The following is an 11,701-nucleotide window of genomic DNA, read 5'->3' on the forward strand; positions in this document are numbered from 1 at the left end:
CACGGCGGCGACCTGCATCCAGGTCGCCGCTTTTGCTTGCCCGCAGATAATCAGTTCGCCAGATGGATCGCCCTGAGGATTCCGTAGGCACGTCCTCACTTGGTGTCCTCATTGGGGACTAACCGAAAGCGTCGGGCAAAATAATTGCCTCAAAGACCCTTAAAAACACAAGCAAATCCGCATGTCAAGACCCTGGGATCACGAGATATCGCGTATCTCATTGTATCCAAACGGCTTACGCGCAAAAGAAAAATGGGGTATTCACCCCTTCCGCTTTAGTAAAATGGAAGTGTAGCTGGAGTCTCAGTCCGATGCCGAACGGCCGTTGAAACCTTTGAGACTGAACTATAACCCTTTTATAATGAATACTTTGCCCCTAAGCTATTTAGAATGAATACTTTGCGAGTAATTTTGTGCGTAAACTCTTCATTCTAGATACTTAAGCAGAAACACCCCCGGGAGGGGGTGCCCCTAGGGGTGTCTCGAAACCAGAGCCAGACCTAGTGTAGATACGTCAGCAGGTTGTTCTGGAGAACGCGAGCCGATGCCGACAAGATCGCCGTGTTGCTGGTCTCCGCTTGGGTCAGGTTCTCAGCCGCCGTCGCCGTGTCGATTCCGACCAGGGACGTCTCGCGAGAGCTCAGAGTCACCTTGTCGGAGGCCAGGTACGTCTCCTGCGCGTTCAGTTGATTGATCGTGTTGCCGTAGACGACGTGCTGCTGGGTCACGTAGTTCAAAGCCGTCGTGACTGCCGTCGTCGCCGTGCCGATGTCGGTGCTGGAACCGCTTGTCAGAGCCGTGGCAAGCCCGCTCAACGCACCCAGGACGCTTGCGCTGGAGTTGTCGAACAGGGTGTTGCCCGGGATGTTCGCCTGCACGCTCAATGAGTCGCCAACGGAGACCGAGTTGACTCCGCTGTTTCCGTTGTACTTGTACCCGGTGGCAGAGGTGGAGTCCGCCGTGAACGCAGCCTGGCCGCTCACCGTCCCGCCGAACAGCGAGATGCCTTGGAAGCTTGTATTGGCCAGTGACACGACGTTCGAGAGCAGGCCTTGCACCTCGGTCGCAATCGAAGCACGGTTCGCCGTGGAGGACGTGCTGTTCGCGCCTTCCGTGCCAAGGGTGATGGCACGGTTCAGCAGAGACACAACCGAGCTCACCACGGAGTCCGCGCTCTGCGCCTGTGAGAGCGCAGACGAGGCGTTCGTCGTGTACTGGTCTATGTTCGCCGACTGCGCCTGTAGCTGCACCAGGGCGGCGGATGCGGCTGGGTCATCCGAGGGCAATGAGACTCGAAGGCCTGAAGACACCTGTTGCAGAGCGGTCTGGACGTTCTGGTCGCTCGCTTGGATGTCGGTAATGACGTTGGAGGCAATATTGGGAACAAAGCGCATGTCAGTTAACTCCCGCTGATCATATTGATGGTTGTGTCGAACAGGGTGGAGATGGTGCTCACCACCTTGGCCGCCGCCTCATAAGCCTGCTGATAGCGGATAAGATTTGCGGACTCTTCGTCGATCGAGACTCCGGAGACTGAACTCTGCTGCGTCGTCAGACTGCTCAAGCTCAGAGAAATTGAGCTCTGCTGCGTCGTCGCATTGGAAGTCAGATTGCCGATCTGGTAGACCAGGTTCGCCGACCCTGTCGTAACACTCTGCCCGGAAGGCAACGCCGAATTCTGTAACGCAACCAGATTCGCCACGTTGCCGCTGCTGCCGGAGGATCCGTCCGAGCTCGCCGCAATGGCGGTAGGGTCGGTCGTCGTCAGCGAGATCGCCGCTGCGGAGCCGGCGACGGTCGTCGGAATAGAAAACAGGGCGGCGCCGGCGGTTCCATTCTGCGTATAACCACTCGCCTGCGCGGAGTTGAACGCAGTCGCAAACTGATTCGCCAGCGTATCCAGCGAAGTCTGTAGGCCGGGAAGAACGGTATCGCGGATCTGGATCGTTCCGCCAAGATCGCCACTGCTGATCGCGGAGGTGATGTCGGTCCCGCTGGAGTCCAGGATATGCGTATTGCCATCGGAGCCGGTAGACGTCTGCAACGCATGGCTCTGGCCGGCCAGCACCAGTGGCGTCCCATTGCCGGTCGTAATGGTATCCCCACCGGTGCCATGGGTTACTGAGATATTGGTCAGCGACGCAAGCTGCGTCTCGACCTGGCCCAACTGATCCGTCAGAGTTCCGGAGCTTTGCCCGGTAGCGCTCTGCGACGTAATCTGCTGGTTCAGGCTGGCCGCTTCGCTGCTCAGTTCATTGATCTGCGCCACGTCGGTCTTCACCGTGGTGTTCAAGCTGCTGGCCGGCCCGCTCAACCCTGCCGAGACGGAGTTGAACTGCTGCACCAGCGTCTGTGCGCTGGAAAGAACGGTCTGCCGGTTCGCTGCATCCGTCGGATTGGACGAAAGCGCGGATAGGCTGGTGAAGAAGCCGGAAAGGCTGCTCGCCAGGCTGGTGCCGGTGCTCGGAAAGAGGGTTTGGATCTGCGTCAGGGCGGTCACCTGCGCATCCGAGCTGCCCTGCTCTGAGGTCTGCTGTTGAATGCGTGAGGTGAGAAGCTCGTTCCGGACCGAGGTAATGCCGGCAACCTCCACGCCATTGCCTACGCTCAGGGCGCCTTGGCTCGTGGGGGCGGCCTCCTGCAGGCTCACCGTCTCACGGGTGTACCCGGCTGTGCTCGCGTTTGCGATGTTATTGTTGGTGACCGAAATCTCGGCCTCCTGCGCCATAAGCGCCTCGCTCGCCGTATTGAGAGTGGACATCAAACTGATCATGAGGGTGAATCTCCTTCAAAGAAGCGAAACGTCAGAGTTCGCAGGACCAGGTGGAAAGCATTCCCGGTTGGGTCGTGCCTGTATAACTGCGGAAAAGTCCAGCAAACATGCGCAGCGTATCGCCGGAATGCTTCAGCAGGGCCGAGTAGCGCTTGTTCAGAGCTACCAGGGCTACCGAGGCAGCCGCAATGCGTCCCGTCAGTTCAGCATCCGGGGCGGCCTCTGAGCTCACGTCCCGCACGCGTCGTGCGGAGCGTTTGGGAAGCTCGGCCAGCTTGACGCACGCGGACATCTGCCTGGAGACGCTCTGCTCGAACGCCGGAAGCTCACGGGAGACGATAGCCTCCATGGCCCGGTCAAGCTCATGCGTGAGCGCCTGGATGGACTCCAGGTACTCCTGGGCTTCGAGCGGCGAAAGCGTGGTGACGACGGATTGTATCTGCGACTGAGTTAGGGCGGTCTGCATAGTGTTTGTCCGATCGATCGCCGGAGAACTCAGTCGCGCGTTGCCTATACGTCAGCGTTCGCGAGTGCTTCGGCAATCTTGGCAGAATCAAGTTGATACGTTGCGTCGTTCACGGACTGCTTCAGCAAAGCCACCTTGGCTGCCCGGGAAGGAGTGGTCTCGAGTGCCGTCTTCGTCAGCGATTGAACTGGATCGCTTGCTGAAGTCAGCGTGGTCGTGTCTTCGGTTTCAGTCTTCTGGACGCCGGTTTTGGCCTGCGCGTTCAGGGACTTGTCTTGGGCAATCTTGCTTGCCTGTGTGGTTGCTTCTGTTGCGGCTGCCGAGTTGTAAAGGTCTACTCTCACAACGCACCTCCTGTGGAACGAACCCACTATCGGCACCTGCGGAAAATCTGTTCAGTCAAAGACAGAAAAAAAACTTAAGTTTCTTTTCTGCCGCTGATCGTTGTTGAATTCGCTCCCGGCTTCGCGTGCGCTCCGGCCTTCTCCGAGTCCGCAGCCGAGTGCAGATGAGAGGTGATCATCTTGGCGATCCCGATACCGCCAGACGCCGTCAGAGAGCCTGCCATGGCCTGCATGGCAATGCCTTGGAACTGGTCCTTACCGGAGCCGGCGTCATCGTCTTCGTCCCCGCCGGGGACGGAGCCAAAGGAGTTCTCCGCCTGCTGGAGCCAGCTACCCAATAGGATGGACTCAAAATCCTTCCCGGCCTTGGTGATCTTGGCGTCTTCGAGAGAAGGGGTTGCACTTGCGTTGGCGGCGGCCTGCGTTCGCTGTAGAAGCCGATCGGACTGCGTAGCAAGATCGTTGAATTGTGAAGATTGAACGTCGAACGTCATTTAGATCACCTCAAGATCGGCCTGAAGGCCGCCGGCTGATTTGATAGCTTGCAGAATCGCGACAATGTCATGCGAGGTTGCGCCGATGGCGTGAAGCCCACGGATCAGGTCATCCACATTCGCGCCGTTCTCCAACCGGATCGACTGCGCCGGAAGGTCTTTGACTGCGAGCACGGTATTCGCGACGGGCTGCGTCGTTCCACCGGAGCTGAAGGGTAACGGTTGTGAGACGGTATAGGTCGTCTCGACCTCAATACTCAAACTGCCGTGCAGGACAGAGACAGGCGAGAGGGTAACGCTTCCGCCCATGACGATCGTTCCGGTGCGCTCGTTGATGGTGACCTTCGCAGGCGAATGAAAGGGAATAGAAAGACTCTGGACCCGGGATATAAGGATGGGAACCGAAGATGCCCCAGCCCCGGCTACATCGATTTGGACAGTCCTGCTGTCAATGGGCGTGGCGACCGTATGCTGGAAGTCCTTGTTGATGGCCTCAGCCATATCCCGCGCAGCCGTGAAATCTGGATTGCGCAACATCAACGAAACAGTGTGAAAATGGCTGAGATCGACATTCGCATCCCGCTCGACGATTGCACCTTCAGGGATTCGTCCGACAGTGGGATGATTGACAGAATGCAACTGACCGGCTGTGCCCTCGGAGTAGCCGCCCAGTGCAAGCGGTCCCTGCGCCTCTGCATAGACCTGCCCGTCGGGCCCCCGAAGTGAGGTCATGAGCAACACCCCCCCTTCCAGACTCTTCGCGTCGCCAGCCGAAGATACGGTGATGTCCAGCTTGGAGCCGGGGCGAGCGAAGGGTGGAAGCGAACCTGTAATGAAGACGGCAGCCACGTTCTTGACGACGACCTGTCCAGGGGCAATCTGCACCCCCATCCGCTTCATGGCATTGGCAAGTGTCTGCACGGTGAAGTAAGTCTGCTGACGATCTCCAGTACCCCGGAGGCCGACCACCAGTCCGTACCCCACGAGTTGGTTATCGCGAACGCCTTCAATGTCCGTGATGTCACGCAAGAGTACTTGCCGTTCCGGCTGGGTGGCAAGAGCGAGCGGAGCGAACGAGAGCGCAAGCAGGCCAAGGAATAGAACGTGTGTAATCCGGATTAGGAGATGGGAGCGGAGGGAAAGTTTCATGAAGTTAGAACCCGAAGAGCCATAGAACAGCGCGAGTCAAAGCGTTAGGAGGACGGACACTATCCGAGATGATGCCCTTGCCCTTCATCTCAATCTCTAGATTGCTGAGCGATGAAGACGGAATGGTGTTGTTCGAGCTGATGTCACCAGGCCGGACGATACCGCGGATCACCAGATCCTCATGCTGGTTGTTCATGGAGATCTGGCGCTCGGCCTCGATCACCATGTTTCCATTTGCGAGCACTGCGATGATCTGACCGGTCAGGCTGGTCGCAAACGTGGTATTCGAAGCAGTCGCTCCGGAGCCCTTCAAGGTCGTCGCTGAATTCGCCGCAAAGAGAGGGTTGGTAGCATTTGTCGAAACGCCCCCCGGAAGACCGGTGATCGCAGACGCAGTATTGAAAGCCCTTGAACTGTTCACGTTTCCGCTTTGAGCGGCAGTCGTTTGTACTGAAACTTGTACAACGATCGTGTCGTTGACATTGCGAGCACGGTAGTCAGAAGAGAGATCGCCCAATGAATTTGCCGCCGCCCAAAGGCTGCCCATAGTTCGAGCATCAGGCGGTGGCATGTACTGCTCATGGAGACGTGTCAGGTAATCTGCTCGTAGTTCCTGAGCAGTTTTCTTCACCGGCTTGATCCCTGCGTATCCAGGAATTGCCGTAATCAGGACAAGCGAGAACAACAGTACTCGTCTCATATCAAAAGCTTCCTTTCAACAAGGTAGGCGTGACGATCTCAGCCACATAGGCCTGCTTGCGATCTGGCGTGGTGACCCGCACTTTGTCACCCGTGATTCCACCGTCGAGACAGACGACTCGCAAGCGAACATGCACGCGATCGTGATCCATCATGAGCATTGCGGCCGAGCCGACTCGCAAGGTGGTGGGTGCGGAAGAACGCGTCGATGAATCAGAGGCAGGAGCCCCCGAGGAAAGCAGAAGATTCGGCTGCTTTGAACGCCCCTCTTGTTTCACCGAAGCAGGCAGCACCAGATTAGGAGACGTTTCCGGCCACACCGCATTCACATAAAACGGCAAGCATTCCCTGTGATCCCGGCAGCTCATTTTGAGTTGGGCGGTATGGTTGTTTACCAGAGCGATCGTTTGAATTTCCAGGACTGGAGCTGAAACAGCTGCGGTGATCGGCGCTGAAAGAATAACCTTCACACCCTCTACAGGAAGCTGACGCACCTGCATCGCTGCGATAATTTGGTCGGGAGTCAGCGGGAAACGGATGTCTACTTTCTGAGCGGCAGCCCACACAGCATTTGTAGCCGCTAGTGCGGCACAGAGAAGACGACAGAGGTACAAGTTGCTCTTACCCAATTTCATGCGTAGCCCCTACTGCGAAAGCTGGTTGAGTTGCTGCATCATTTCGTCTGCCGCCTTGACGACACGGGAGTTGGACTCATAGGAGCGCTGCGCGACGATCATCTCTACAAACTCGTCGACGACGCTCACGTTTGAAGCTTCGAGTGTTCCCTGCTGAATCGTTCCAAGACCTTCAGAGCCACCGGGCGTACCGATGATCGGATCTCCGGAAGCGGTGGTGGCAAGGTAGATGTTGTTCCCCACGCTGTTCAAGCCGCCAGGGTTTACAAACAGTGCCATCTGAATGCTGCCGATCTGCGCGCTCTGCGTCGTCCCGGGCTGTACTACGCTGACCGTGCCATCGCTGCCAATCGTAATATTGGTCGCGTCCGGGGGAATGGTGATCGCCGGCTGCAAAGGATTGCCGTCCGCTGTAACAACATTCCCGGTGGAGTCCATGTGGAATGAGCCAGAACGCGAATAACCGGTCTGCCCGTTCGGAAGAAGAACCTGGAAGAAGCCGCCGCCGGAGATGGCGAGGTCCAGAGGATTACCCGTTGAATTGAAATCGCCCTGGGTCTGGATGGTTTCTGTCGAAGTGGGTCGAACGCCGAGACCGACTTGGAGACCGGCTGCATTGGTCGTCTGCTGGGTTGCGGCAGAGCCCGGGGATGTTGTGTTCTGGTAGAGCATGTCTGAAAATGCCAGCCGACGCTGCTGGAAGCCTGTGGTGCTGGAGTTCGCCAGATTATTGGCGATGTTATCTAGATTGAGTTGCTGAGCCGTCATACCGCTCGCCGCTGTATAGAGTGCACGAATCATAGTAAGAGCCTTTCTGTAACGGTTTAGGGTTAGCTAACGCGAGGGAGATCCTGCGCGGCAGTCTTATCAATCTCTGTATCGATCATGGTCATGGCATGCCGCATCCCTTCAGCAGCACGCTGTGCGTTGATCAGTTCAATCACGCTGGCAACCGGGTTGACGTTCGATCCCTCCAGCATGCCCTGGCGCACCTCCGACTTCGACGCTGCAACAACGTCTTTATCCGGCACCGTGTAGTAGCTGCTGCCCATACTTTGAGGGTCTGCCGTGGCGGAGAACTCGACGAGCTTCAGCTTGCCGGCAATGGCGCCATTTGCGGAGATCGTGCCGTCTGCGCTGATCGTGACGCTGGAGTTGCGAGGTATGGTGATCGGACCATTCTCTCCGAGGACTGGTTCACCCGTGGCAGTGATGAGTTGCCCTTGCGTGGAAACCTGTAAGCTCCCGTTCCGCGTGTAAGCGTTTCCGCTGGCCGTCTTTACAGTAAGGAAGCCAGGACCGTCGATGCCTACGTCGAGGTCACTGCCGGTGCGTGCCAGCGATCCTTGCTGCATATCCAGATGAGATCCGCCCAGAAGGCCGTAGCTGTTCGTAGCTTCGTTGAGTTGCGATGCAAGTGGCCGACCGGACCCCGCCAGCACAGAGCTAAAAGTAGTATGCCGAGCCCTGAAGCCGCCTGTGCTGCTGTTCGCAAGATTGTTGGCGATTGTATCCAAGGCGTCGGTGCGCGCCATCAGCGCCGTGCATGCTGCGTAAAGTCCGCTATCCATGAAGAATCCTCATGCATAGACTTGTTGCAACCTACGGGCCAATTGAAAACGGCAGAATTTGCCTACTAAAACACCCAATGTGCAGACTTTAGCTCGCTGTCTGAGTCGAAAGTGAGAAGAAGAACTTACTGACTAAGTAGATGAACAAATCTTGCTCTAATCTTCTTGGCCAGGACCTACTTGGCTATCTAATCCTGAAATGCGGCTGGTTCTGACTTGATAGCAACCGCCTGGGCCATCTGCAATATTTCTCCCCACCGGGATGAACTTGCCGGGCTCTGGAGTTCCTGGATGGCACAACAAAAATAGGTCGGGAGATGCCAGTAATCCGCCAACATGACCCCAACTGCGCTGTGTTCAGCCGACGAGCCGGTATCGTTGTTCCAGCCAAGGATATGCGGCAGGGTCCCCAGTTGTGAAAGCAACCCCACTAGGTATGCCTCTTCCGGCGACAGCCCATCCACACACTTCGCGAGCTCTCTGGCGCATTGAGCAACCCGGCGCCAGTATTCCCAATGCGCCAAGACATGGCTGCTTTGTGGGATGCTCAGCGCGCACACGACTTCGTACCATCGGTTTGAATTAAAGCTGACGATGCAGTCTTCGATACGAGTCGGGCGGTCCTCATCATTGGGATACTCTTCGCCAATCAGGCGTAGCAGCTGAAGAGTTGCACCTGGGTCCGAAAGAATGACCTCTGACACGGCGCTGAGATCGATCGACGGCTCCTGCAGCAACAACTCCAAACGCAACCTTGTCGTCATCATCGTTGGGATATTCGGCAACGAATCCAACAAACGGTTCGGGCTCGAGCTGCTTAGTATATCTGAAATGTATAAACTCGTTTCAACAACTGCGTACTGATCTTCTTGCATGAAGCCCTCAGCCGTCGACGGTCTAGTTCACTATCGGTACTTTTGCGCCAGACTTTTAGCTGGCCGCCAGACTTTCGTGTGGAGGCGCGTTACTTTCTCAGGCAGTGACTTGTTGAAGCACCTGTGTGATTCGCATTCCATAGTTTCCGTCGATGATAACCGCTTCACCACGTGCGACAACCTTGCCATCGAGCACAAGCTCTACCGGTTCATCAACCTGGCGGTCCAATTCAACGACAGAACCGCTGGTCAGATCGAGCACTTCACGCAATGACAACTGCCGCTGCCCGAAGCGTAGGGTGACGTTCAGTTCAACGTCTAGCACCAAGTTCAGATTTGACGTTGATGTTCCAGTCACTTCGGGAAAGGAGAAAGTTTGCGCGGAGGCATTTTGATAGGTCGTCACAAGCTGCTGATCAAAGAAGAGGAGAATTGACACCCGAATTTTCGTACCCTCTGCCTCAAGGAACAGCTCGGCGAGACGATCGGTTGGAAGCTCGGGTGCACTCATGCGCTCAACCTGAACTGTCACGGGCGACTTCTGTGAGAGATGCTGGCAAAGCTCGTTGCAGGATGCCTCGAAGATACTCGACAACGCCATCGCGTGTTCATCACCGAAGGCGTCAGTATCATCGAGCATGTCCTGCAGTCCAAGCGTGACAACTTCGGCGTGACGCAACAGCGCAAACCCTTGGCCTGATACCTCCCCGCTGAACGTGCATCGAAAGATTACGGCATCTTCCAAAGCGGGCGCCGTCGGGACTGGTTCAGTAGAAAGCGCTAAATGCCAAGTTGAGGTGCAGGCATCCGAAAATGGCTTTGCCAGCGCACCGCAAAATAGAGATTCAAGCGTTTTCGTGGAGCTGATTTCAGGAGCCTGCATGATGTTCTTCCTCTTTCGCTTCAACATCCGTGTGTTTGGAATGAATGGCATTCATAAGTTGCATGGCTTTATTGTTGCCCTGGCGAACAGGCAGCGCCTCATAGTAGGTCTTGCCCTCCAAGGTCAGCTTTCCCGGCATCGACACTGGAGCCGATAACATGAGAACGCTCCCTACCTCGATGCGCGCCAGATCGCGGACGGGCACCTTGAGATTCGGGATGTCTCCTGACAAAGCGAACTGACAGTCCAATATTCTCTTTTGAAGCTTGGGCAGCGGCATGTAAACCACCCCGCCGGTCTTACCGGTCGAGTCAGCCCTGATATTGCGCACCAGATGGCTTGCCATCGAGGCCTGGAACGCAATGTAAAGTGCGCCTGTCACTCCTGCGACGCTCACCTCGAAGTGAATCCGCAAGACCTTTTCAGTGGGCGGGAAGACACGGTGAGCGAGATTTGGCTTGACGCATTTTCCTGGTGTCAGAACAAAACCCACTGGCTGCCAGGCTCGTTCAATCTGTTGAGCGATCAGAGAACCCACGCCTTCCATGATCTCCTCATCAATCTCAGTCAATTCTCGTGCGGACTCCGGGTTCTTGCCCGAGCCACCAAGAAGAAGATCGATGACCGTAAACATCAACGAGCTATCCATTTCCAGCAAGAGAGTGTTTGAAGAGGGCTTCGCGGAGCAGGGCAGCATGTACGCTGCAGACATGCAGGTAGCCTTGAAATCCTCCATCGAGAATTGCTCTAAATGAATGAGTCGAACTTCAAGGCCTGTTCCGAGGTACACATCCAAGGAATTGGTGAGATTGCGGGCCAGAGTTTCATGCACCGTTGTCAATGTTCGAGCGCTCTCGTTGGAGAGGCGGCCGGCTGAACGGAAGTTACATGGAAGAACGGTTGAATTTGCGCTCATTGCGTGCGGAGAAGATTTGCCTTGAATTGTTTTCATCTTGCCCTCTGAAGCTGTACGGTTTCGGCAGACTTGAGCACGGCTCGAGGGCCTACCCCCTTGGGCTTCGACACGTCTTCCGGTGCAAGATGTCCCAGGGCAGCCTTCAGCTTGGCCAGAACCGCAGAGTGGATCTGCGAGACACGTGAGACTGCCAGGCCGACAACCTCGGCAACTTCTTTCATCGTCAACTCTTCACGGTAGTAAAGCGAAAGAATCAGTTGCTCGCGCTCAGAGAGTTCTGAGATGGCACGAATGAGATGAGCCTTTGACTCCGCCTTGGCATACATCTCGAACGGGTTATCCCAGCTGCTCGGCGCCGACTCGATCAGGTCGTGCGCCGTCTCACCTTCAAAGGAAGACGTTACCTCTTGTCCCACCAGGTGTAGACCATTGAGTTGCGTCTGAATCTCATTGAGGTCGGCGATGGTGAGACCAAGTTCAGCGCTGATCTCTTCCTTGCTGGGCGACCTCCCGAGGGCGCCTTCAAGCTTCAGAGTTGCTTCGGCTATCTCACGGGCTTTACGACGGATTCCACGTGAACCCCAGTCGAGGGCACGCAAGCTATCGAGGATGGCACCCTTGATCCGAAACTTTGCAAAGGTCTTGAATTGCGCGTTCTTCGTGTTATCGAATGTGCGATAAGCCTCGAGAAGACCGATGACTCCCGCATGGACGAGGTCGCCCAGTTCCACATGCTGCGGAAGGCGCTCCATCATGCGTGATGCGATGTAATGCACCTGGGGAAGCTCCTGCAGAATGAGTTCATTGCGTTCTTCGAATCCGCCTTCTTCTTCGGCGATCATCTTGTAAATCGTGTGCGCTGATGCCATTCGCTCTCCTACATTTACTACTTAGCC

Annotated in this window: 14 protein-coding genes; all 14 read right to left on the bottom strand. The window is 56.2% G+C overall.

Going from position 1 to position 11,701, the window contains the following annotated elements; all coding sequences use genetic code 11:
- Positions 1–500: 500 nt before the first annotated feature.
- On the bottom strand, positions 501–1,394 hold the full coding sequence (gene flgL, locus ACIX9_RS19500) for a flagellar hook-associated protein FlgL (RefSeq protein WP_013572810.1): 894 nt from the start codon (positions 1,392–1,394) through the stop codon (positions 501–503).
- A gap of 5 nt (positions 1,395–1,399) precedes the next feature.
- Positions 1,400–2,773, bottom strand: coding sequence for a flagellar hook-associated protein FlgK (gene flgK, locus ACIX9_RS19505; protein ID WP_013572811.1), 1,374 nt, complete (start codon positions 2,771–2,773; stop codon positions 1,400–1,402).
- A gap of 31 nt (positions 2,774–2,804) precedes the next feature.
- Positions 2,805–3,239, bottom strand: a complete 435-nt coding sequence (locus ACIX9_RS19510) for a hypothetical protein (protein ID WP_013572812.1) — start codon at positions 3,237–3,239, stop codon at positions 2,805–2,807.
- 44 nt (positions 3,240–3,283) lie between these two features.
- Positions 3,284–3,583 carry a flagellar biosynthesis anti-sigma factor FlgM gene (locus ACIX9_RS19515; protein WP_013572813.1) on the bottom strand — a complete coding sequence of 100 codons (300 nt, stop codon included), beginning with the start codon at positions 3,581–3,583 and terminating at the stop codon, positions 3,284–3,286.
- 74 nt (positions 3,584–3,657) lie between these two features.
- Positions 3,658–4,077: a rod-binding protein gene (locus ACIX9_RS19520; protein ID WP_013572814.1), complete on the bottom strand. Its 420-nt coding sequence runs from the start codon at positions 4,075–4,077 to the stop codon at positions 3,658–3,660.
- Complete coding sequence (locus ACIX9_RS19525) at positions 4,078–5,226, bottom strand: flagellar basal body P-ring protein FlgI (RefSeq protein WP_013572815.1); 1,149 nt, start codon at positions 5,224–5,226, stop codon at positions 4,078–4,080.
- 4 nt (positions 5,227–5,230) lie between these two features.
- Entirely contained in the window at positions 5,231–5,926 is a 696-nt protein-coding gene (locus ACIX9_RS19530) for a flagellar basal body L-ring protein FlgH (RefSeq protein ID WP_013572816.1), read from the bottom strand.
- A gap of 1 nt (position 5,927) precedes the next feature.
- A complete protein-coding gene (locus ACIX9_RS19535) occupies positions 5,928–6,560 on the bottom strand; it encodes a hypothetical protein (RefSeq protein WP_013572817.1) in 633 nt (210 codons plus the stop codon).
- A 9-nt stretch (positions 6,561–6,569) separates the two neighbouring features.
- Positions 6,570–7,361, bottom strand: a complete 792-nt coding sequence (gene flgG, locus ACIX9_RS19540; protein ID WP_013572818.1) for a flagellar basal-body rod protein FlgG — start codon at positions 7,359–7,361, stop codon at positions 6,570–6,572.
- 29 nt (positions 7,362–7,390) lie between these two features.
- Positions 7,391–8,131, bottom strand: a complete 741-nt coding sequence (flgF, locus tag ACIX9_RS19545) for a flagellar basal-body rod protein FlgF (RefSeq protein WP_013572819.1) — start codon at positions 8,129–8,131, stop codon at positions 7,391–7,393.
- A gap of 188 nt (positions 8,132–8,319) precedes the next feature.
- Positions 8,320–9,006: an HDOD domain-containing protein gene (locus ACIX9_RS19550; RefSeq protein ID WP_013572820.1), complete on the bottom strand. Its 687-nt coding sequence runs from the start codon at positions 9,004–9,006 to the stop codon at positions 8,320–8,322.
- A 97-nt stretch (positions 9,007–9,103) separates the two neighbouring features.
- Complete coding sequence (locus ACIX9_RS19555; protein ID WP_013572821.1) at positions 9,104–9,889, bottom strand: FliM/FliN family flagellar motor switch protein; 786 nt, start codon at positions 9,887–9,889, stop codon at positions 9,104–9,106.
- Entirely contained in the window at positions 9,876–10,841 is a 966-nt protein-coding gene (locus tag ACIX9_RS19560; protein ID WP_013572822.1) for a flagellar motor switch protein FliM, read from the bottom strand. The genes ACIX9_RS19555 and ACIX9_RS19560 overlap by 14 nt, the downstream gene beginning before the upstream one ends.
- Positions 10,838–11,674 (bottom strand): sigma-70 family RNA polymerase sigma factor, encoded by an 837-nt coding sequence (locus tag ACIX9_RS19565; protein WP_013572823.1) that lies wholly within the window; start codon positions 11,672–11,674, stop codon positions 10,838–10,840. The genes ACIX9_RS19560 and ACIX9_RS19565 overlap by 4 nt, the downstream gene beginning before the upstream one ends.
- Positions 11,675–11,701: the final 27 nt, after the last annotated feature.

Source organism: Granulicella tundricola MP5ACTX9 (assembly GCF_000178975.2).
Taxonomy (GTDB): Bacteria; Acidobacteriota; Terriglobia; order Terriglobales; family Acidobacteriaceae; genus Edaphobacter; species Edaphobacter tundricola.

Coding starts and splice junctions, on each gene's coding strand:
- flgK (WP_013572811.1), bottom strand. CDS start 2,773: ATGATCAGTTTGATGTCCACTCTCAATACGGCGAGCGAGGCGCTTATG.
- ACIX9_RS19550 (WP_013572820.1), bottom strand. CDS start 9,006: ATGCAAGAAGATCAGTACGCAGTTGTTGAAACGAGTTTATACATTTCA.
- ACIX9_RS19565 (WP_013572823.1), bottom strand. CDS start 11,674: ATGGCATCAGCGCACACGATTTACAAGATGATCGCCGAAGAAGAAGGC.
- ACIX9_RS19555 (WP_013572821.1), bottom strand. CDS start 9,889: ATGCAGGCTCCTGAAATCAGCTCCACGAAAACGCTTGAATCTCTATTT.
- ACIX9_RS19510 (WP_013572812.1), bottom strand. CDS start 3,239: ATGCAGACCGCCCTAACTCAGTCGCAGATACAATCCGTCGTCACCACG.
- flgG (WP_013572818.1), bottom strand. CDS start 7,361: ATGATTCGTGCACTCTATACAGCGGCGAGCGGTATGACGGCTCAGCAA.
- ACIX9_RS19525 (WP_013572815.1), bottom strand. CDS start 5,226: ATGAAACTTTCCCTCCGCTCCCATCTCCTAATCCGGATTACACACGTT.
- flgF (WP_013572819.1), bottom strand. CDS start 8,131: ATGGATAGCGGACTTTACGCAGCATGCACGGCGCTGATGGCGCGCACC.
- ACIX9_RS19535 (WP_013572817.1), bottom strand. CDS start 6,560: ATGAAATTGGGTAAGAGCAACTTGTACCTCTGTCGTCTTCTCTGTGCC.
- ACIX9_RS19530 (WP_013572816.1), bottom strand. CDS start 5,926: ATGAGACGAGTACTGTTGTTCTCGCTTGTCCTGATTACGGCAATTCCT.
- ACIX9_RS19520 (WP_013572814.1), bottom strand. CDS start 4,077: ATGACGTTCGACGTTCAATCTTCACAATTCAACGATCTTGCTACGCAG.
- ACIX9_RS19560 (WP_013572822.1), bottom strand. CDS start 10,841: ATGAAAACAATTCAAGGCAAATCTTCTCCGCACGCAATGAGCGCAAAT.
- flgL (WP_013572810.1), bottom strand. CDS start 1,394: ATGCGCTTTGTTCCCAATATTGCCTCCAACGTCATTACCGACATCCAA.